Annotated in this window: 21 protein-coding genes; 12 read left to right on the forward strand and 9 right to left on the reverse strand. The window is 42.7% G+C overall.

Annotation, left to right across the window (positions count from 1 at the left end; genetic code table 11):
- Window positions 1–97 precede the first annotated feature (97 nt).
- The 3 genes from opuD to M1D84_RS05300 form a co-directional block, all read right to left on the reverse strand.
- Window positions 98–1,573 carry a glycine betaine transporter OpuD gene (opuD, locus tag M1D84_RS05290; protein ID WP_458106463.1) on the reverse strand — a complete coding sequence of 492 codons (1,476 nt, stop codon included), beginning with the start codon at window positions 1,571–1,573 and terminating at the stop codon, window positions 98–100.
- A 198-nt stretch (window positions 1,574–1,771) separates the two neighbouring features.
- Window positions 1,772–1,969 carry a hypothetical protein gene (locus tag M1D84_RS05295; protein WP_024424878.1) on the reverse strand — a complete coding sequence of 66 codons (198 nt, stop codon included), beginning with the start codon at window positions 1,967–1,969 and terminating at the stop codon, window positions 1,772–1,774.
- Window positions 1,966–3,237: a BaiN/RdsA family NAD(P)/FAD-dependent oxidoreductase gene (locus M1D84_RS05300; protein WP_103132343.1), complete on the reverse strand. Its 1,272-nt coding sequence runs from the start codon at window positions 3,235–3,237 to the stop codon at window positions 1,966–1,968. The genes M1D84_RS05295 and M1D84_RS05300 overlap by 4 nt, the downstream gene beginning before the upstream one ends.
- Before the next feature lie 175 nt (window positions 3,238–3,412).
- Here M1D84_RS05300 and M1D84_RS05305 point away from each other — a divergent pair, with 175 nt between their 5' ends.
- Window positions 3,413–5,035: a putative polysaccharide biosynthesis protein gene (locus M1D84_RS05305; protein WP_025092401.1), complete on the forward strand. Its 1,623-nt coding sequence runs from the start codon at window positions 3,413–3,415 to the stop codon at window positions 5,033–5,035.
- A gap of 16 nt (window positions 5,036–5,051) precedes the next feature.
- Window positions 5,052–5,768 (forward strand): pseudouridine synthase, encoded by a 717-nt coding sequence (locus M1D84_RS05310; RefSeq protein ID WP_025092402.1) that lies wholly within the window; start codon window positions 5,052–5,054, stop codon window positions 5,766–5,768.
- Window positions 5,769–6,045: 277 nt separating this feature from the next.
- Here the strand turns inward: M1D84_RS05310 and M1D84_RS05315 are convergent, their stop codons facing one another.
- Window positions 6,046–6,267 carry a DeoR family transcriptional regulator gene (locus M1D84_RS05315; protein WP_008356419.1) on the reverse strand — a complete coding sequence of 74 codons (222 nt, stop codon included), beginning with the start codon at window positions 6,265–6,267 and terminating at the stop codon, window positions 6,046–6,048.
- Window positions 6,268–6,637: 370 nt separating this feature from the next.
- The gene (locus M1D84_RS05320) at window positions 6,638–7,936 is read right to left on the reverse strand and encodes an NCS2 family permease (protein ID WP_024424875.1); all 1,299 of its coding nucleotides are present in this window, start codon (window positions 7,934–7,936) and stop codon (window positions 6,638–6,640) included.
- Between the two features lie 94 nt (window positions 7,937–8,030).
- On the opposite strand from M1D84_RS05320, the gene pepV reads away from it, so the two are divergent.
- Window positions 8,031–9,431 carry a dipeptidase PepV gene (gene pepV, locus M1D84_RS05325; RefSeq protein WP_332285470.1) on the forward strand — a complete coding sequence of 467 codons (1,401 nt, stop codon included), beginning with the start codon at window positions 8,031–8,033 and terminating at the stop codon, window positions 9,429–9,431.
- 29 nt (window positions 9,432–9,460) lie between these two features.
- A complete protein-coding gene (locus M1D84_RS05330; RefSeq protein WP_332285468.1) occupies window positions 9,461–10,087 on the forward strand; it encodes a Type 1 glutamine amidotransferase-like domain-containing protein in 627 nt (208 codons plus the stop codon).
- Between the two features lie 48 nt (window positions 10,088–10,135).
- Here M1D84_RS05330 and cysK read toward each other — a convergent pair whose 3' ends face one another.
- Entirely contained in the window at window positions 10,136–11,065 is a 930-nt protein-coding gene (gene cysK / locus M1D84_RS05335; RefSeq protein WP_415475616.1) for a cysteine synthase A, read from the reverse strand.
- A 94-nt stretch (window positions 11,066–11,159) separates the two neighbouring features.
- On the opposite strand from cysK, the gene thpR reads away from it, so the two are divergent.
- From thpR to M1D84_RS05355, 4 genes are all read left to right on the forward strand, one after another.
- Window positions 11,160–11,711 (forward strand): RNA 2',3'-cyclic phosphodiesterase, encoded by a 552-nt coding sequence (gene thpR, locus M1D84_RS05340; protein ID WP_270127398.1) that lies wholly within the window; start codon window positions 11,160–11,162, stop codon window positions 11,709–11,711.
- Between the two features lie 25 nt (window positions 11,712–11,736).
- Window positions 11,737–12,672 carry a hypothetical protein gene (locus M1D84_RS05345; protein WP_024424870.1) on the forward strand — a complete coding sequence of 312 codons (936 nt, stop codon included), beginning with the start codon at window positions 11,737–11,739 and terminating at the stop codon, window positions 12,670–12,672.
- 48 nt (window positions 12,673–12,720) lie between these two features.
- A complete protein-coding gene (locus tag M1D84_RS05350; RefSeq protein ID WP_375851025.1) occupies window positions 12,721–13,650 on the forward strand; it encodes a YegS/Rv2252/BmrU family lipid kinase in 930 nt (309 codons plus the stop codon).
- A gap of 284 nt (window positions 13,651–13,934) precedes the next feature.
- A complete protein-coding gene (locus tag M1D84_RS05355; protein WP_024424868.1) occupies window positions 13,935–14,735 on the forward strand; it encodes a phosphotransferase family protein in 801 nt (266 codons plus the stop codon).
- Here M1D84_RS05355 and M1D84_RS05360 read toward each other — a convergent pair.
- Entirely contained in the window at window positions 14,732–15,007 is a 276-nt protein-coding gene (locus tag M1D84_RS05360) for a YtzH-like family protein (protein WP_024424867.1), read from the reverse strand. The two genes, M1D84_RS05355 and M1D84_RS05360, sit on opposite strands and share 4 nt — an antisense overlap.
- Before the next feature lie 188 nt (window positions 15,008–15,195).
- Here M1D84_RS05360 and trmB point away from each other — a divergent pair, with 188 nt between their 5' ends.
- The 3 genes from trmB (at window position 15,196) to M1D84_RS05375 (ending at window position 18,573) form a co-directional block, all read left to right on the forward strand.
- Complete coding sequence (gene trmB / locus M1D84_RS05365) at window positions 15,196–15,837, forward strand: tRNA (guanosine(46)-N7)-methyltransferase TrmB (RefSeq protein WP_024424866.1); 642 nt, start codon at window positions 15,196–15,198, stop codon at window positions 15,835–15,837.
- 115 nt (window positions 15,838–15,952) lie between these two features.
- Window positions 15,953–16,801 (forward strand): YtnP family quorum-quenching lactonase, encoded by an 849-nt coding sequence (locus M1D84_RS05370; RefSeq protein ID WP_375851022.1) that lies wholly within the window; start codon window positions 15,953–15,955, stop codon window positions 16,799–16,801.
- Between the two features lie 128 nt (window positions 16,802–16,929).
- Complete coding sequence (locus tag M1D84_RS05375; protein WP_044332427.1) at window positions 16,930–18,573, forward strand: NAD-dependent malic enzyme; 1,644 nt, start codon at window positions 16,930–16,932, stop codon at window positions 18,571–18,573.
- Between the two features lie 41 nt (window positions 18,574–18,614).
- Here the strand turns inward: M1D84_RS05375 and M1D84_RS05380 are convergent, their stop codons facing one another.
- Window positions 18,615–18,929 (reverse strand): PepSY domain-containing protein, encoded by a 315-nt coding sequence (locus M1D84_RS05380; RefSeq protein WP_003217759.1) that lies wholly within the window; start codon window positions 18,927–18,929, stop codon window positions 18,615–18,617.
- A 199-nt stretch (window positions 18,930–19,128) separates the two neighbouring features.
- On the opposite strand from M1D84_RS05380, the gene M1D84_RS05385 reads away from it, so the two are divergent.
- A complete protein-coding gene (locus M1D84_RS05385) occupies window positions 19,129–20,202 on the forward strand; it encodes a M42 family metallopeptidase (protein ID WP_024426183.1) in 1,074 nt (357 codons plus the stop codon).
- Window positions 20,203–20,452: 250 nt separating this feature from the next.
- On the opposite strand, the gene M1D84_RS05390 is transcribed toward M1D84_RS05385, so the two are convergent.
- On the reverse strand, window positions 20,453–20,899 hold the full coding sequence (locus M1D84_RS05390; protein ID WP_024426182.1) for a YtoQ family protein: 447 nt from the start codon (window positions 20,897–20,899) through the stop codon (window positions 20,453–20,455).
- Window positions 20,900–21,040: the final 141 nt, after the last annotated feature.

Genomic DNA, 21,040 nt, shown 5'->3' on the forward strand with positions numbered 1-21,040 from the left:
TCACTATTTTAAAGGAATCCTCAAGCTCGAGACAATCTTAAATTGTATATATAGAAAAAAGCCGTTCGGATGAGGAACGGCTTTTTCTCGGTTGCGATTATGCTTTTTTTACTCTTGGACTTCTTGGTTTATTGACTTTATTGGCTTGTTTGATAATTCTTCGTTCATCATTTAGTGATTTATACAGCGAAACAATCATCAATATGATGACAACGGAGAACGGCAAGGCTGCGAGCTTGGCTGTATTTTGCAGGGCTTCAAGTCCCCCTGAAAATAAAAGCACAGCAGCAACAGCCGATTGGATAATGCCCCAGCTGACTTTGACACTGCCAGGAGGGTTTAACGATCCGTAGGTTGTCTGCATTCCAAGCACAAATGTAGCTGAATCAGCCGATGTAATAAAGAATACGGCGATTAAAATGAGTGCTAGTATCGATGTAATCATCGCCAGCGGATATTCATTCAGTACACCGAAGAGCATCGTTTCAGTTGAAAGGCCTGCAACATCGACAATATTCTTTTGCTGTAAGTCCATTGCAGATACACCGAAAATCGAGAACCATAGGAAGACTAGGATGGAAGGAGCGACTAAGACACCCACTAAAAATTCGCGAATCGTTCGCCCGCGTGACACTCTAGCGATAAAGATCCCGACAAATGGTGCCCAAGAAATCCACCATGCCCAATAAAAGATCGTCCATCCATTAATCCATTCTCTCTTTTCAGGATCATTGGGAGATAGACGGAAGCTCATTTGAACAATATTAGATAAGTATTGTCCAATCGAGTCAGTAAATGAATTTAAGATAAAAACAGTTGGACCTGCCAAAAGTAAGAAAAACATCAGAACAGCTGCTAATACCATATTGATATTACTTAAGTATTTAATGCCTTTTCCAATCCCTCTTAAAGCAGATGCAAGGAAAAGCACCGTCACAATGATAATAATGATCAATTGTGTGCTAAAGGTATTTGGAATATGAAAAAGGTAATTCAATCCACCATTTATTTGTGCCGCGCCTAATCCTAGGCTTGTTGCAACACCAACCACGGTTGCAAATACCGCAATACAATCGATGGTTTTACCGATCCATCCGTGAATTTTATTTCCTAAAACGGGCTGCAGCGTTGCACTGATTAAGCCAGGTGCGTCTTTTCTAAATTTAAAGTAAGCAATGCAAAGTGCAACAATGGCATAAATAGCCCATGCATGAAGCCCCCAGTGGAAAAATGTATAGCGAAGGGAATCACGGAAGGCCTGCGCAGTTTCAGTCTCCCCTGTTGGAGACTGAATAGCATAGTGGCTGATTGGTTCAGCTGCTCCGTAAAAAACAAGACCAATTCCCATACCGGCACTAAATAGCATAGCAAACCAAGAAAATAAACCAAATTCAGGCTCTTCCCCCGGTTTTCCTAGCGTAATTTTACCGATTGGGCTAAAAATAAAGAATAGACAAAAGCCGACAAGCAGTGATACCACTAACAAGTAATACCAGCCAAAGTCATTTGTAATGTATGTTTGAATTTGATCTGTGACATTTTGCAATGACTCTGGAGAAAACGCTCCCCACATCACGGCAACAAATGTGATCGCAATCACAATCCAAAATACACTTGATACGTTTTTCACACCATCTCACTCTCCTGTTGTTCTACACGTTTAAGCAGAGGACTTTTGCTTAATATCCCCTAACTCAACTTATTTCAAACAAAAAGAGGCGAGCTTCTCACTCGACCTCTACTTTACCGTAACATGTTTTGCTTCCATTTATCAACTATCGATATGGGAAGACGATTTTTCCTCAATTCGTTTGCGAAGACGGTAGACATATTCTTTTAAACATACTGCGAAAATAGTAAACGCCAAAACAATGGCGACTTTTAACGGAGTAATGGACAGCTTCAAGAAAACAGCGGCTGTCAAACTGATAACGACCGCAAGAACAATCGGTAATGCACGTCTGATCATTGAACTCTCTCCTTTGCTTCTAGTGCAGCATTCATGCCGGCAAGCCTGCCTGTCACAAGTGCTGAAGTGATATTGTAGCCGCCTGTGTAGCCATGGATGTCTAAAATTTCTCCACAGAAATAAAGACCTGGCATTTTTTTAGACGCCATTTTCTTCGGTTCAATTTCCTTCACAGAAACGCCGCCTCCTGTCACAAACGCTTTGTCCAAGGATAGCGTACCATTTGCATGCACAATAAAATGTTTACAATCATGGGCAAATGCACGCAGTTTATCCTTGGCTAGACCAGAGAATGTGTCTTGTGGATCAATCCCGTTCCGTTCTAACAGAAACAATAAATAGCGTTCTTGCATCCAAGACTTGAGGACATTTTTAATGGCTTTCTTCGGTTCATCTTTAAGGTCACGATGAAGCTTCTGGAACAGCTCCTCGTCATTCAGCTTCGGATATAAGTCTATTTGCAGGCGGACAGTCGGCTGTTTTTTCAATTCCTTCACAACAAATCCGCTGCATCTAAGAACAGCTGGACCTGATAAACCAAAGTGAGTAAATATCATATCCATGACATGTGTGACGACGGGTTTTCCTTTTTTATTTAAAACACTGACAGCCACACTTCTTAAAGAAAGACCTTGAAGCACTTTTTCTTTAATAAATCGTTCATCGGATGTGACCGGTACCTCTGTTGGGAAGAGCTCTGTAATGGTATGACCGGCTGCTTCTGCCCATGCATAGCCGTCACCAGTAGAGCCGGTATGCGGCACACTTTTTCCGCCGACAGCAATGACGACAGACTTACTTGAAATTTTTTCATCATTATTTGTAACAATTCCAGCTGCTTGTCCGTCTTGATACAGAACTGTTTTAATTTTTTCGTTCGTTCGAATGGTGACATTGAGGGCTCGGAGCCTGTCTAGAAGGGCATCCACAACAGATTGTGCTTTGTTTGAGACAGGGAACATACGTCCATGGTCTTCTTCTTTTAGTTCAATGCCAAGGTTTTCAAAAAACGAAATAATATCCTCGTTGTTGAACTCAGAAAATGCACTATATAGAAAACGGCCGTTTCCGGGAATATGTTTGATGATTTCTTCTACTGGAAGGCGATTGGTGACGTTACAGCGTCCGCCGCCAGAAATGGCCAGCTTTCTGCCAAGTTTGTTTCCTTTGTCAATTAACAGAACAGTCGCACCGTGCTCTGCTGATGCAATCGCGGCCATCAGCCCAGAAGGTCCGCCGCCAATGACAATGACATCATAATGTTTCATGTTACATTCCTCTTTCTACTTTCAGTCATTTTTCTATTATAACGAAGATTAGGGAAGGCTGAAATATGAATTGATTGGTTTTGTGACTTCCGTATTGGATTTGTTACCTGTGTATTGAATTGATGTGGTAAAATAGTTAAGTTGAATATTCATTAGAAAAATGGTGGTTAAGCGCATGTCTAATAAACTGCTTCGTGGTACGTTGGTTTTAACGATAGGGACGTATCTCTCTCGTATTCTTGGTATGATTTATTTAATTCCATTTAGCGCAATGGTTGGAGCTACTGGTGGTGCGCTATTCCAATATGGATACAATCAGTATACGATCTTTTTAAGTATCGCTACGCTTGGTTTTCCAACAGCGGTATCAAAATTTGTTTCCAAATATAATGCGATCGGCGATTATGAGACAACAAGAAAAATGTTCAGGGCGGGTATGTCGGTCATGCTTGTCACCGGGATGATCGCCTTTTCTATTTTATATTTGTCCGCACCGATTTTTGCCAAGATTCAGCTTGGCGGATCAAATGAAACAGGCGGTTTGACTGTCGATCAAGTAGTATATGTGATTCGAATGGTCAGCTTAGGTCTTTTGGTTGTACCGATCATGAGTCTTGTACGCGGGTTCTTCCAAGGACACTCCATGATGGGACCGACAGCTGTTTCCCAAGTGATTGAACAGCTTGTCAGAATCATCTTCCTATTAACGGCGACGTTTATTATTTTAAAGGTGCTTGACGGCGGGCTTGTCATTGCTGTCGGATATGCAACATTTGCGGCTCTGATCGGTGCATTTGGCGGTTTATTCACGCTTTATTTATATTGGCTGAAGCGGAAGGACCGGCTCTTAGCCATGCAGCCGAATACAGGCGCTCACTCTGATTTATCTTATAAGCAAATGTTTACAGAGCTGTTTAGCTATGCGGCGCCGTATGTGTTTGTTGGACTTGCGATTCCAATTTATTCTTATATCGATACAAACACAATTAACAGAGCCATGATTGCATCCGGACATCAGGATATTAGTACAGCGGTATTGTCCATTGTGACGTTATATTTACCGAAGGTCGTGATGATTCCTGTGTCACTTGCCACAGCGTTTGGCTTAACATTGATTCCGACGATTACGGAATTATTTACAGCACGTAATTACAAGCTGCTCAATAGACAAATTGATCAGACGATGCAAGTCATTTTATTTTTCGTGCTGCCTGCTTCATTTGGTATCTCGGCATTGGCTGGACCGGCTTATTGGTTTTTCTATCCGTCTGTTCATCCTGAGATTGGGATTTCCATTTTGTTCTGGTATGCACCTGTTGCATTATTGTTTTCTTTATTCACCATTAATGCAGCGATTCTGCAAGGGATCAACAAACAAAAATTTGCGATCGTCAGTCTTTTGTTAGGGATCATTATTAAAACGGTTCTAAACATCCCGCTGATCAGCTGGCTGCAAGGAAATGGTTCTGTATTGGCAACAGCATTAGGCTACAGTGCGTCCATCTTGTATATGTTTATCATGATTAAACGCCATGCCGGCTATTCGTTCCGCAGAATTTTCAAACGTTTTATTCTCATTGGTATTTTAACGGCGATCATGGCTGTCGTGGCATATTTGACAAGTCAGCTTGTGAACCAAGTAATTTCTTATGAAGACGGAATTTTACAAGCGGGTATCGTCATTTTGATTTCCATGATCACTGGCGGCGGTGTGTATATGTACTTGTCTTATAAGGTGGGATTACTAGAGCGTGTACTGGGCAGCCGTATGCCGAAATTTTTAAGAAAAAAGAGTTAAGAAGAGGTAGATATTCATGAGGCTTGATAAATTACTTGCTAACAGCGGCTTTGGTTCAAGAAAAGATGTGAAAAAGCTTGTCAAAGCCCGGGCGGTCACAGTGAATGGAGAAGTGGCAAAGCAGGTGAAAGATCATGTTGATCCATCAAATGATGAAGTACTCGTACACGGAGAGCGTGTAGAATATAAAGAATTCATTTACTTAATGATGAACAAGCCAGACGGGGTGATCTCGGCGACTGAAGATCTGCGGGATGAAACGGTTGTCGATTTACTTGAGCCGGAGGATATCGCAAGGGAGCCATTCCCTGTGGGGAGACTGGATAAGGATACGGTCGGTCTCCTTCTCCTCACAAATGATGGACAGCTTGCTCATCAATTACTTTCTCCAAAAAAGCATGTGCCAAAAACGTATGAGGTTCATTTGAAATATCCTTTAGGAGATCAAGACATTAAGCGTCTTGAAGACGGCGTTGTCATCTTAGATGATTATCATACGAAGCCGGCGAAGGTGGAAGTAGATGCAAATGAAGAGGAAGATACACGCATCCGTTTGACGATTACTGAAGGGAAGTACCATCAAGTGAAGCTGATGGCCCAAGCGGTGGGAAATGAAGTGATCTTTTTAAAAAGGCTCTCGATGGGGGCAGTCTCTTTAGATGAAGATCTAGCACCCGGAGAGTACCGTGAATTGACGGATGAAGAATTAGACAGCTTAATGAATCGTGAATAACATAAGAATAAAAGAAAAGAACCGGCATATCGCCGGTTCTTCAGCGTGTAGACAAACCCTCGCATTCTTTGTCAGTCCTGTGCGCTGGTGCTCACGAATGTTAAATTCGCTCCGCGCCAGTGCTCGTTCTTCCTAGACTTCAAAGGTTTTCTATCACGCTGTAAAGAAGACAAAGGGCTAAAATAAAAATCATTTTAGCCCTTCGTCAACAATTTGCAAAAGAAAAGAACCGGCATATCGCCGGTTCTTTTTGTTATATGGACAATTCATTATACGCTTAAGATGATATTTTTACTTTTTTTCTCGTTGTTTCCCATTTGCCTCTGCTTGGACTATGAACAAGATCGTTATAGGCAAGCACGTTTAAGTCTCTTTGAATGGTTCTAGGTGTGATCCCGAATTCATCAACCAGCTCTTGTGTCGTCACAAGACCTTTCTCTTGAATGAACATATAGACTGATTTGATTCGAGTCATCATACGGTTTGTTGAAGGTTTCAAAAAACCACTCCCTATCAATAAGATCGGATGGACTTGACTAACCACAACTTACTACACTAAAACTGCGAAATAAGGACAAGCAACAATGGTAAATGTTCGTGTTTCTTAATGTTTTATTCTATTATACACGTTATTATGCATCTAGTTCCACCAAAAAGTCAACTTTACGTGTTTTTAAACTTGTCTTCATGAAATAAAATATGGTATATATCATGATTTGAATCCGGTTACAACCCAATAATGATAAGGGATACGATTGGAGCTGACATTTTCAAATTCTGAAAAATAAACACAGAAAATTTACAAAATAAAAAATTCAGTGAAGGCAAAAAGGCACATTCCATGTGAGGATGTGCCTTTTTTGTTTCTGTTATCCTTCTAAGAAAAAGAGCTGAATGAAAAATAAGACCGCAAAGATGAGAACAAGCACATGTACTTCTCTCCATTTCCCTTTTGCCAATTTCACAAGCGGATATGAAATAAATCCAAGTGAAATTCCTGTAGAGATACTAGAAGTCAGCGGCATCGAAAGAATAACAAGGAAAGCAGGGAATGCCTCGTCTAGTTCGTTCCAGCGAATGCGTGACACCGAGTTCATCATCAAGCAGCCAACAATGATTAAAACAGGTGATGTGATCGATGGTAAAGAAGAAATAGCTTGAACGAGCGGGCCAAAAAATAATGCCACAATAAACAGTGCAGCGACCGTTAAAGACGTCAGCCCAGTTCTTCCGCCAGCAGCTACTCCTGATGATGATTCAATATAAGCAGTGGTTGGGCTTGTACCAAACATAGAACCAACCGTCGTTGCAGCAGAGTCAGCGAGCAGGGCTCTGCGCACTTTTGGCAGCTGGCCATTTTTCATTAATCCCGCTTGTTCGGCAACGCCGATCATCGTGCCTGTTGTATCAAAAATCGTCACCAGTAAGAAGGAGAAGACGACAGCATACAAATGATGAGAGAACACGTCACCAAAGGCAGCGATTGGATTTGTAATCAGCATGCCTTCAGGCAGTGCAGGGATGTCCATCAGTGTTTTAGGGAAATGAAGCTGGCCGGTTGCGAGTGCAATCAATGTGGTCGCTAACATGCCGATAAACAGTGCACCATTTATTTGAAGAACCATTAAAATAACCGAAATCATTAAGCCGACAAGCGTTAAAATGACAACAGGCGAGCTTAAATTGCCAAGCTTCACAAGGTTTTCTGGATCAGCAGCGATGATCCCAGACTGACGGAGGCCGATAAATGCAATGAAAAGCCCGATTCCTGCTGTAATACCGTACTTTAAATTATCTGGAATGGCTTGAATCAGTTGTTTTCTAAGGGATGTTAACGATAAAATAATAAAGAGTATACCAGCAACAAATACCGCACTAAACGCTGTTTGATAGCTGATGCCGCCACCGCCGACAACGGTAAAGGTGAAATAGACATTCAGCCCCATGCCTGGTGCAATGGCAATCGGATAATTTGCAAATAGTGCCATCCAGAGCGTACCGACAACAGCAGCGATGATTGTTGCAGTAAAGACTTGGTCAAAAGGAATACCTGCTTTTGAAAGAATTCCCGGGTTGACGGCAACAATATAGACCATAGTAAAGAATGTCGTCATACCAGCGATTATTTCTTTCTTTATGTTGGTTTGATTTTCTTTTAACTGAAACATAAAATCCTCCATTTACGAACATTATTACAAAACAATTAATATAATATTCGTTTTAAGGGTGGATTGCAACCTTTTTTCAAGGAGGAATGGAAAAATGAATTGGGAAGCTGAAGTAATACGAAAAAAAGACGACTTAATTCAGGACACACAATCTTTTTTACAAATTGAAAGTGTCCTTGATGAAGAAGGCGGCAAAGAAGGAAAGCCATTTGGTGAAAAAGTCGATGATGCCCTGCAGTATATGCTGAAAAAAGGGGAAGACGAAGGCTTCACAGTCAAGAATGTCGACGGCTATGCAGGTCATATTGAATACGGGGAAGGCGAAGACATTGTAGGTGTGCTGTGTCACGTGGACGTCGTTCCTGCTGGCGACGGCTGGACAACCCCGCCATTTTCAGCTGACATCAGAGAAAATAAAATCTTTGCACGCGGAGCTATTGATGACAAAGGCCCAACCATGGCGGCATTTTATGCGCTGAAGATCTTAAAAGATACTGGTCTGCAACTGTCGAAAAAAATTCGAATGATCATTGGAACAGATGAAGAAAGCGATTGGCGCTGTGTGGACCATTATTTCAAGCATGAGGCGATGCCGCAAATCGGATTTGCACCAGACGCCGATTTTCCGATTATTCATGCGGAAAAAGGGATTATTGATGTCACCCTGTCATTTACATATCAACAAACAGCGAATCATCAGCGCTATACGCTAAAGCAATTTACATCGGGTATGAGGCTCAATATGGTGCCAGATGAGGCAGCTGCTACTGTGACTTGTGCACAGGAACACGATGCTGAATTAATAAAGACAGCTTTCGAAGCCTATCTTGCTGATCATCAATTATCTGGTGAAGTAAAAAGCGCAGCGGATGGACTGCATTTTACATTAAAAGGGGTATCTGTTCATGCTATGGAGCCGGCGCATGGGACAAATGCGGGCATTCATATGGCGAATTTCTTATGCGGACACGAATTAGATGAGCAGGGACTTGCCTTTACCTCCCAAATCAACGCTTTATTTGATCAGGATACAAGAGGGCAAAAGCTGGGAATTGCTTGCAAAGATGAGATTAGTGGAGATTTGACGTTGAATGTTGGGATAATCCGCTATAAACAGAATGAGGAAGCAAAGCTAGGGTTAAATGTCCGCTATCCAGTGACAGCAGACGGCAAGGACGTCAAAAAAGGAATTGAAAGCATCAAAGGGGCGGCTCTTCTAAAATTCGAAGACAGTCCTCCGCATCACGTCTCAAAAGATCATCCGCTTGTGAAAACCTTGCAGCGGGTATATGAGGAACAAACGGGAGATCCTGCAACCCTTATTGCCATTGGGGGAGGAACGTATGCGAGATCTTTAGAAGCAGGCGTTGCCTTCGGACCTTTATTTCCTGGCAGACCAGACTGCGCCCATCAAAAGGATGAATATATTGAAATTGATGACTTACTGAGAGCAACAGCTCTTTATGCACAAGCCATGTATGAATTAGCAAAATAGAAATTGGAAAAGAGAAGAGGGGATTCACAGTGAAAAAAATGTTCTTATGCTCTTCATTCAAAGACAGCTATTCTCTCTTATCTGACTTTGCGGGTGAATCTTTAAAAGGGAAGCGCGTGACTTTCATTCCAACGGCAAGTGCTGTAGAAGAAGTCACGCACTATGTGGAGGCAGCGAAGGAAGCCTTTCAGCAATTAGGGATGCAAATTGAGACTGTGCAGATAGATGAACAGTCCGCTGAAGAGATCGCGCAGATGATCAAACAAAATGATGTGATCTACGTTTCAGGAGGCAACACTTTTTATTTATTGCAGGAATTAAGAAAGCATCGTCTCGATAACGTGTTGAAAGAAGAAGTCAATAACGGCAAGCTGTACATCGGAGAATCTGCGGGGAGTATCATTATGGCGCCAAGCATTGAATATATCTCTCTGATGGATGATCAAAAGAAGGCACAGGAGCTTTCATCATTTCAAGGTTTCAATGAAATAAGCCGCTATCCAGTACCGCATATGCACAATACCTATTTAGGCGAGGCTGCGCAGCTAATTATGGAGAAGTATCAGCAGACGCTTGATTTATGCCCGCTTACTGATGAACAGGCTTTACTCGTCACAGGGGAGCAGGCTGAGGTGCAATTTGTCAAAGCACCTTAACCATGAAACGAAGAAAAAGGAACAGGGATTCATCGCCCTGTTCCTTTTTTAATCTTGAAAAACATCACTTGATAAGTAACGTTCGCCCGTATCTGCTGTCATACAGATCACGATTTGATCTGCCGGCAATTGCTTGGCTGTTTCAATGGCTGCATAGCAAGCCGCCCCAGAGGATGGGCCTACTAAAATTCCTTCAAGCTTAGCGAGCTGCCGTGTGATGTGATAAGCGTCTTCGTCACTTACTTGCACGATGTCATCATAGACGTGCTCGTTTAAAATATGGGGGATAAATCCTGGGCTTGTGCCAACGAGCTTATGTTTCCCGGGTTTCCCGCCAGATAAGACAGGAGATCCCTTCGGCTCTGCCACACGGATGGTCAAATGAGGAAAGGCCTTCTTTAATTCCTCTCCAGTTCCAGTAATAGTACCTCCAGTCCCAGCTGTTGCGACAAAGGCTCCAAGAGGCTGTCCAAGTTGTTTCACAGCTTCCATGATTTCGACTGCTGTTGTTCCTCTATGTGCATCTGGGTTCGCCCTGTTGTCAAATTGCATAGGAATAAAGCTATGAGGAATTTGAGCAGCCAGTTCCTCAGCCTTTCGGATGCAGCCTGGCATTTTTTCTTCTCCTGGGGTTAAGACGACCTGCGCCCCGTATGCCTTCAAAATATTGATTCTTTCCTTTGTCATCGTATCAGGCATGACAAGGATGGCTTTGTAGCCTCTTGCGGCAGCATTCATGGCTAAACCAATCCCTGTATTCCCGCTCGTAGGCTCAATAATGGTTGCTCCTTTTGTGAGTTTCCCTTGTTTTTCTGCTTCGGTGAGCATATTGTAAGCCGCGCGGTCTTTTACACTTCCGCTGGGATTAAATGATTCCAGCTTTAAGTAAACAGCCGCCGCATTTTCTGGCTGAAGCCGCTGTAATTTAACAAGCGGTGTATCGCCAATCAGCTCCGCTATATTTTGTGCAACTTTCATCAGATGACACCCTTTCTTCTCATTCCGCATTTCTTTAGTTATACTATCATCAATGGGGATTCGTAAAGTTTGTTAAAAAAGGACAGGTGATATTGTGTCAGAAAACCGTCATTATTTTATAGGGATTCACATCCCTGAACAACTTGCGCATCAAATCAAACAAGACATTGATCAAAGGAGCGGACTGTTCTTTCAAAAATGGACAGCACCACATGATTATCATGTGACCCTTATCTTTTTAGGCGCCATTCCAGAAGAGCGTTTAAAAAAGATCATCCACCTGCTTGACATCCTTTCAAATGAAGCGTCTGCATTTCCACTAGAGCTGAATGAGGTAGGGCAGTTTGGTGCGAAAGAACGCCCAAGAGTCTTTTTTGCAAAGCCTCATGAAAGTGAGCCGCTCATGCATTTAAGAGAAAAGGTAAAGGAAGCCGTCTTGTCAGCCGGACACCCTGTTGAAAAGAGACCGTTTCATCCGCATATGACGATTGCGCGCAAATGGAATGCGGATGACCCTTATGAAAAGCAAGCACCTTTACGCAAAGAGCCATATGTGATGGAGGTTTCTCGTATCACTTTATTTGAAATACGTCCGAAGGAAACCCCTCGTTATCACGCAATCAAACAATTTACACTACATAAATGATTCTAGAAGTTGGAGTGAGCAGCAGATGGCGCAAATTATCAAAATTCAAGATTATATATCACGATATGAACAAGACCCGCATCACTATATCAATCAATTCAATCGGTTGAAAAAACAAAGATGGGACGAGTTAAAAAAGGCTTCAAAAGAGGAGGCGCAGCAACCGTTTGATCAAATTCCTCAACAAGCGCCAGAACAAGAGGAAGAAAAGAGAAAGAAATTCTCCTTAAAGAGAAAGCAAAAAGAAGCCGATATGAAAAAGGAACGGGACCTGAGTCTTTTTAACGAGCCGACAGATATAGAGCAAGGGGTTTTCAGAAACGTTCCTACCGATGAAACGAAGCTGATTCACTTTTTTAAGGATCATCTCTTTGAAGTGCAATTAAAATGGGCGAGTTCGACGATTTCACATATTTCAACCGTTTCCCATCATATTCGGTATGATGAAAAGCTGCGGATGCTTGCAAGGCAGCTTCCGGATTCTTATTTTGTGATGTACAAGCCGGTGCTGCTCATTCAAAAAGCTGAGATGGAATTATGTCCGATACTCATCACGCCGCTCGAAGTGATCTGTTTATCCTTCTTAGAGGCCGAGCCAGACAGCGTCTATATTGGAACGAAGGAACGTTTTTGGGAAAAACGGGCGACTGGGAAAGCTGTTCAGTCCGTCTTGAATCCTTGTGCAAGCCTTTTGCGCTCTGGCACCGTCGTGTCAAAGATCTTACAGCAGAGTGGTGTAGACCTTCCTGTGAAAAAAATCCTCATCAGCCGAACCTCTTATATTGATTTACCTGAAGTTCCATATGGGATGGAGGTTATCGATAAGAAGAAGGCAGAAGAGTGGTTTGAAAAGCAGCGGAAAAATACGGCGCCGACAAAGCATCAGCAATTTAAGGCGACAAAGGCATTGCTTGCTTATGGTGAATCAGACAGCAAAAGAAGACAGGAATGGCTCGATTAAAGGCATGATGGAAGGTCACGAAAAATGAGACCTGAGTGGAGCTAATATATGAATGAATGGTACTTTATCGTTAATCCAGAAGCAGGACATGGAAAAGGACTCCGCACATGGAGGAGCATAGAGAAAGAATTACAAAAGGTGGAGGTCTCTTATCGATCATTTCTCACCCAGCATGAAGGCCATGCCGAAGTTTTGGCAAGACAAATCAGTGCCATGCAGGATGACAGGCTGAAGCGCTTGATTGTTATCGGCGGTGACGGCACCATTCATGAAGTACTGAATGGCTTAAAGGAAGTCGATCATGTGCAGCTTAGTTTTGTCCCTGCTGGTCATTGGAATGATGCTGCGAAGGGTCTCGGTATCCATCGTCATGATGTCCAAAAAGAAGTGAGAAAGCAAAAGAGAATGCTCACCAAAACATTTTCTCTCGGCTCCTTTCAAGATCATGCCGAAAGTCCGCAATCTGTTCTCTTTCTCAATCATATCGGTGTGGGGTTTGACGCACATGTACTGAGGAAAACGGTGCATTTTAGAGGGAAGAAGTGGCTGAAACGGCTGGGGCTTGGCTTTATCATCTATCCTCTGTCATTTCTCCATTCTTTATGGTCGTTTAAGCCGTTTGATCTTGCGCTATTTATTGAAAATGAGAAGAAAGTCTTTCGCCAAGTGTGGTTTGTGATCGTATGTAATCACCCGTATTATGGGGGAGGGCTGGAAGCAGCGCCGGAAGTGAGTGCAAGGCAGCCAGGTTTTCAAACGATGGTTGTCAAAGATTTGAATCCATTCAAAGTCCTCTTGTTTCTAAGTGCAATGGTGTTTCGGAAGCACCTTGGGATGAAGGGGGTTACCCTTTTTCAGCATGAGGAAGCGTTTTTAGAAGCAGATGAAAAAATCTTATTTCACGCAGATGGAGAAGTGATCGGCGCAACGCCTGTCTTTGTAAAGGCAAGTGAACGATCCTTAAAATTACGTGCTTAAATAACTTGCGGTATATCCGCAGGCAAAGAACCGTGAAAAAAGCCTTCTTTTTCATAAGGTTCTTGTCCTGATTTTTTAGTTTTGCTTGACGAGTATAAGAAGGTAACGATAAAATCTATAGGACGGCTATTGTTTAGCATCTCATTCTCAATAGCTGTCCTTTTTGTTTTTATGATCATATAAATAAAAAAAGAAACAGCCAATTGATCCTCAATCGGCTGAATTTTGTCGACTAAAAAAGCAAGATTTAAAATATTTTAAGAAATGATGGGTTGAAAATTGATATGAACTGGTTGGGACAAATATTAGGTAGCGAATGGCACATCTCTCCGGCTGGAGGCGCTACGGGAGATGCGTACTTCGCAACACACAATGACCAAAAGCTATTTTTAAAACGCAATACGTCACCGTTTCTTGCGGTTTTGTCAGCTGAAGGCATTGTGCCGAAGCTTGTCTGGACAAAACGGATGGAAAATGGAGATGTGATTACTGCACAGCACTGGCTGAGCGGCAGAGAGCTGAAGCCAAAGGACATGAATGATCGTCCTGTAGCAGAGCAGCTAAGAAAAATTCATACATCAAAAGAATTGCTCGATATGCTGAAACGATTAGAGAAGCACTCTCTAGACCCAGAATCCATTCTGATGCATCTGAAACAGTCCATATTAAACGAGCAAATTGATTCACAAGACATTTCGCGTGCCATCCAGTATTTAGAGAAGCATGTGGAGGCTGTCCATTTTGAGGACAAGGTCGTCTGTCATTGCGATCTCAATCATAATAATTGGCTGCTGACAGATGAAAACCAGCTCTATTTGATCGATTGGGATGGGGCGATGATTGCAGACCCAGCGATTGATCTTGGACCGCTTTTATACCATTATGTTGAGGAAGAGAACTGGGAAAGCTGGCTCTCTATGTACGGCGCCCCGCTGACGGACAATTTGCGAAAGCGCATGGCGTGGTACGTGCTCGCTGAAACCGTATCGTTTGTCGTTTGGCATAAACGAAAAGGGAATGAAAAGGCGCAAAAAGAGGTGCAAGCGGAGCTAAATGCACTCTTAAAACGGTTAAACATCCATTAAGACAGTGGAATGTTCTCGACCCACTCAGACAGATGTGATTGATGCTCCTCAATATGTGCATCAATTGAACTGACAGAGGTGCCCTTTTGGCTGTAATCATAAATATCTGTTAACAGCTGACGAATGTCAGCATCCAGATCTTCTTTTGCCAGCATTAATTGAATCACGCGTCCCACCTGTTCATATTCTGCAACAGTCCCGCAGCAATCCAGCTGGTGATCGGTTAAAATATCTTTGATTAATTGAAGCTGATGTTGACGGTTTAAACCCATACAAATGCTCCTTTCCTGCGTGTCATTTATGAGGTTAAACTGTGCATTCAGCGCCCAATTTATACATGCGGCAGACCAGCTCAAGCGAAGGGCTGGTCTTTTTATATGGACATAGAAGATGCTGTCTTGCGGGTCTTTATGTTTCATGGTATCTTGATAAAATGTAAAGAAAATAGAGGTGTATCAAATTGAGAATGCGACATAAACCATGGGCTGATGATTACTTAGCTGAGAATGCTCATATTGCTTTAGCAAGTCCCGAGCAATATAAAGGGAAATGGCATGAGCTGTTTGGAAATGATCATCCAATCCATATTGAAGTTGGGACAGGAAAAGGGAGCTTTATTGCTGGAATGGGCAAGCTTCATCCTGATATCAACTATATTGGCATTGAATTATTTAAAAGTGTTATTGTGACAGCAGTAGATAAAATCAAAGAGACAGATGTTGAAAATGTAAAGCTTTTGAATATCAATGCTGAGACGCTGACAGATGTGTTTGCGGAAAATGAGATTGACCGGGTATATTTGAATTTCTCTGATCCGTGGCCAAAAGCAAGACACGAAAAGCGCAGATTGACGTTTAAAACCTTTTTAGAGCGATATGAACATATTCTTCGTCCAGGCGGTGAATTACATTTCAAAACAGATAACCGCGGGTTATTTGAATATTCCTTAAAAAGTTTTTCTGCATATGGTCTTCTTTTAACGTATGTCAGCCTAGATTTACATGAGGACGGCTTAGAAGGAAACGTGATGACTGAATATGAAGAGAAATTCTCGTCTATGGGACAACCGATCTATCGATCAGAAGTCAAATTCCCAGAATAACAAGTGACATCAAGCTGGCTGCAAAGAAAAATGGCAGCCAGCTTTTTTATGAAAAGATTGGTGCATGCGATTTTTGGCTGTATTTGCTACGATAGAAAAAGGAGGGATGACAGCAATGGAGACAATGAAAATAGGTGAAATGGAACTGTTTTGGTTAAACGGGGGAGATACGCACATGGACGGCGGTGCGATGTTCGGTGTCGTGCCAAAGCCATTATGGTCAAAAAAATACCCGGTAAATGACCGCAATCAAATTGAATTACGATGTGATCCAATTCTTATTCGGTGGAAGGGTCTTCATCTGTTAGTGGATTCCGGCATCGGATCAGGGAAGCTGACAGATAAACAAAAACGCAATTACGGCGTGACAGAGGAAACCAAATTGGAAGAATCTCTAGCGGCGATTGGCCTGCGCCCATCAGATATTGATTACGTATTAATGACACATCTGCACTTCGATCATGCCAGCGGATTAACAAAACGTGAAGGCGATAAGCTCGTGTCTGTTTTTCAGCAGGCAACAATCATCACATCGAAAATCGAATGGGATGAAATGAGAGCGCCGAACATTCGCTCAAGAAATACATATTGGAAAGAAAACTGGGAGGCTGTGGCAGACCAAGTGGTCACATTTGAAGAAAGCATCGAAGTGACAGAAGGCATCGAGCTGCATCATACAGGCGGCCACAGCAATGGTCATAGCATTTTAGCGCTCACAAGTGAGGGTGAAACAGCGATTCATTTAGCTGATATCATGCCAACACATGCTCATAAAAATCCACTTTGGGTTTTGGCATATGATGATTACCCAATGACCTCGATTCCAGCCAAGCAAAAGTGGCAGGCATTTGCAGAAGAAAAAAATGCGTGGTACTTGTTTTATCATGATGCCATTTATCGTGCTGTAAAATGGGACGAAGACGGGCAGATCACACACGAAATCAAAAGAGAAACAGGAAGATAAAAGATCATCTGTATGTTTTTTTCGCCTTTCACACAAAATAACGACAAAATGAACTTGTGAAAGGAAGAGTGCAGGTGAACCAATTTTATCGTGTACATGGTGATGTGATCGAAACACCATTAAGAGGGATGGAAGTCATGTCAGTCCCTTATTTAAACAAAGGGGTTGCATTTACAAAGGAAGAGCGGGAGGAGCTCGGGTTAAAGGGATTTCTTCCGCCTAAGGTCTTAACCTTAGAGGATCAGGCAAAGCGTGCATATGAGCAGTTCAAGGCACAGCCGGATGATCTAGGGAAAAATGTGTATTTAACATCACTTCATGATAGAAATGAAGTGCTTTTTTACAAATTACTTAATGAGCACTTGGCGGAAATGCTTCCAATTGTCTACACGCCGACTGTAGGAACGGCAATTCAGCGTTATAGCCATGAGTATCGAAAGCCAAGAGGGCTCTATTTATCGATTGATGATCTGGAAGGCATGGAAGAGATTTTTGCCTCTTATGGTGTCGATGAATCAATCGACTTAATCGTTGCAACTGATGCAGAAGGCATTTTAGGTATTGGAGACTGGGGCGTTGGCGGGATTGCCATTTCAGTTGGGAAACTTGCTGTTTATACAGCTGCAGCAGGCATTGATCCCAGCCGCGTGCTGGCAGTAGTGCTTGATGCCGGAACGAACCAGGAAAGTCTCTTGAATGATCCGCTTTATGTTGGAAATCAGCACTCCCGCGTTCGAGGAGAGCGCTATGATCAGTTCATTGATCAATATGTCGAGCTTGCCCGCGCTACTTTCCCAAACGCCCTCCTTCACTGGGAAGACTTTGGGACAAAGAATGCCCGTGCGATATTGGAAAAATATAAGGATCGTATTTGTACATTTAACGATGACATTCAAGGGACTGGCGCCGTTTCACTTGCTGCAGTGCTAGCATGTGCAAAAGCTTCGAAAGTTCCGCTGAAAGATCACCGTATTGTTATTTTTGGAGCGGGTACGGCAGGTATTGGCATAGCCGAGCAAATCCGTGATGCGATCGTCAGAGACGGAGTCAAAGAAGAGGAGTCCTACGATCATTTCTGGTGTATTGATAAAACGGGGCTGCTCACAGATGATTCACCTGACATTCAGCCATTTCAAAAGCCGTATGCAAGACGTTCTGACGAAGTAAAGGATTATGCCCGTAATGGTCCAAAGCATTCGATTGATCTATTAGAGGTCGTCAAGCAGGCGAAACCAACAATCTTAATTGGCACCTCGACTGTCGGAGGCGCTTTTACAGAGGAAATTGTAAAAGAAATGGCGTCACACGTGGAGCGCCCAGCGATTTTACCGATGTCGAATCCGACCCCTCTTTCAGAAGCAAAGCCGCAAGATCTGATCGAGTGGACTGAAGGACGTGCCCTTGTGACAACGGGAAGTCCATTTGATCCTGTCGAGTATGGCGGTGTCACATATGAAATTGGACAAGCGAATAATGCCCTTGTCTTCCCAGGACTTGGTCTAGGCACAATTGTGTCAAAAGCCAGGTTGATGACAGACAGTATGTTTGTTGCGAGTGCTGAAGCCATTGCAAGCATGGTCAATGTTGGGAAGCCGGGTGCAGCGATGCTGCCAAGTGTTGATCAGCTTCGAACCGTTTCAGCGACAGTGGCCGTCCGTGTGGCGCAGGCAGCAATTGATGAAGGAATAGCAGAAGAAACGCCTGATGATCTTATTCAGGCTGTGCAGGACGCTATGTGGCATCCTGTGTACAAAAAAATCAAAGCCATATAAAAAAAGCTTCGCAAGGACACGTCTTTGCGAAGCTTTCTTGATCAAGCAACAGAATCAATGACATCCACGATCATGCCAGTTTTGGCATCAATCATCACTTCATACTGTTCAAGCTCGCCAAAGGCAGAGCGGGTGATGCCAGATTTGTACACATCAATCGTTTCACCATTTACGGTATACGGTTCTGGTACAGTATAAATCCAAGAGCCATCAATAGGGCCGCGCTGTTTAAAAGCAGATTTCACAATTTTTAATGCTTTTTCAGATGAGATATACGTAGGGAAAAATACTTTCTTTGCAACAATTGCAGCGGCTACGCCAATACTCGCACCAATTAGAACATGTTTTAACTTCAACGTGCTGCACCTCCGTATTGCTGTTTTTTCCATTATACAAAACTTGTCCATTGATGTTAAGGAATCCGAATACTTGAAAGCATATTCAAAATTTCTGGAGAGATACTTGGAAAACCGAAAGAATTCTTATAGTATAAAGTGAGTGTTATTTTTATAGGAATATATATGGTCATTACATAGAAACGAGGTAAACTGTAGAATGAACGAAGAAACATTGTCGCTTTTCCGAAATTTAACAGAATTACAGGGAACTCCAGGAAATGAGCACCATGTGCGTGCTTTTATGAAAAAGGAACTTGAGAAATATTCTGATGAACTCATTCAAGACCGTCTTGGCGGAGTGTTTGGCGTACGCAAGGGGCAGGAAAACGCACCGAAAATTATGGTAGCGGGTCATATGGATGAAGTCGGATTCATGGTCTCATCGATTACGAAAAACGGGATGATTCGTTTTCAAACACTTGGCGGCTGGTGGAGTCAAGTCATGCTGGCGCAGCGTGTGGACGTCCATACCGATCACGGGCCGATTCCTGGTGTCGTCTCTAGTACACCTCCTCACCTTCTGACGCCAGAACAAAAAAGCAAGCCTGTGAAGCCGTCAGATATGCTCATTGATATTGGTGCAGATAGTGAAGAAGAGGCAAAAGAGCTTGGCGTTCGTCCAGGACAGCAAATCGTTCCTGCAACGGTTTTTACCCCAATGGCGAATCCAAAAAAGATTTTAGCGAAGGCTTGGGATAACCGCTATGGCTGCGGCCTTGCAATTGAATTATTAAAAGAATTAAAAGACGAAACACTTTCATGTCAGCTGTACTCAGGAGCAACTGTTCAAGAGGAAGTTGGGCTTAGAGGGGCTGAGGTAGCTGCGAATATGATTCAGCCAGATCTTTTCTTCGCTTTAGATGCGAGTCCTGCAAACGATGTGACAGGTGACAAAACACAGTTCGGCCAGCTTGGAAAAGGTGCACTTCTGCGTATTTTTGATCGGACAATGATTACGCACCGCGGAATGAGAGACTTTGTGCTTGATACTGCTGAGACAAACAACATTCCATATCAATATTTCGTATCACCGGGTGGTACGGACGCTGGACGTGTTCATATTTCAAACCAAGGTGTGCCTTCTGCCGTCATTGGGGTTTGCGCACGCTACATTCATACAAGTCATTCTGTTTTGCATGTGGATGATTACGCAGCGGCTAAAGAGTTAATTGTCCGCCTTGTCAAAAATTGTGATCAAAGTACAGTGGATACTATTTACCAACAAGTATAAATAGAATAGAAAAAGGCTGCTTCTTCAATGAGAGCAGCTTCAGCGTGTAGACAAACCCTCGCATTCTTTGTCAGTCCTGCGTGCCGGTGCTCACGAATGTACAATTCGCTCCGCTCCGGTACTCGTCCTTCCTAGACTGCAAAGGTTTTCTATCACGCTGAAAAGAAGACAAAGGGCTAAAATAAACATCATTTTAGCCCTTTGTCAACTATCTGAAAGGCTGCCTCTTCAATGAGAGCAGCCTTCTTTATTATTGCTGTTCAAACACATAAGATAACGCCTTGATCGCTTGGTTTACGGTTTCCACAGTAATATTTGCTTTGTTTGAGAGTTCTTTTAACGGATGGTGCAGCTCTTTTGGACGGATTAAAATAAGAGGTTTCCCTTTTGCAATCGCAGCAGATGCATCCATGGCTGTGTTCCACTGTTTATATTTCTCACCAAAGCGTGCAATGACGACATCTGCTTTGTTTAATAAAATTTCAGTACGAAAATTGTTCAAATCAGAAGCTGCATCATCTTTGAAAATGGCATTCGGCTGCTCACCTAAAATATCCTCACCGATGTTATCTGAGCGGTCATGATTCTCCATTGGACCGACAAATGTCACTGGCAGCTTCAAAGATTGGCTTTTCTCCTTGATTTCATCACGCCACTGGCTATGAATTTCTCCAGCTAAATAGACAGTTAATTGCATAACGATCTCCTCCTTTTGTACAAACTTAGTAAAGGTTTGTCCTGTTTCTTTTCATGTTACACAAGAAGTGCTTGATAAAGCAAAAAAAATATGATTATGATATTCATGGTAGAGACTATTTTTCATCGTAAGAATACTACA

Source organism: Bacillus sp. PK5-006 (assembly GCF_054161415.1).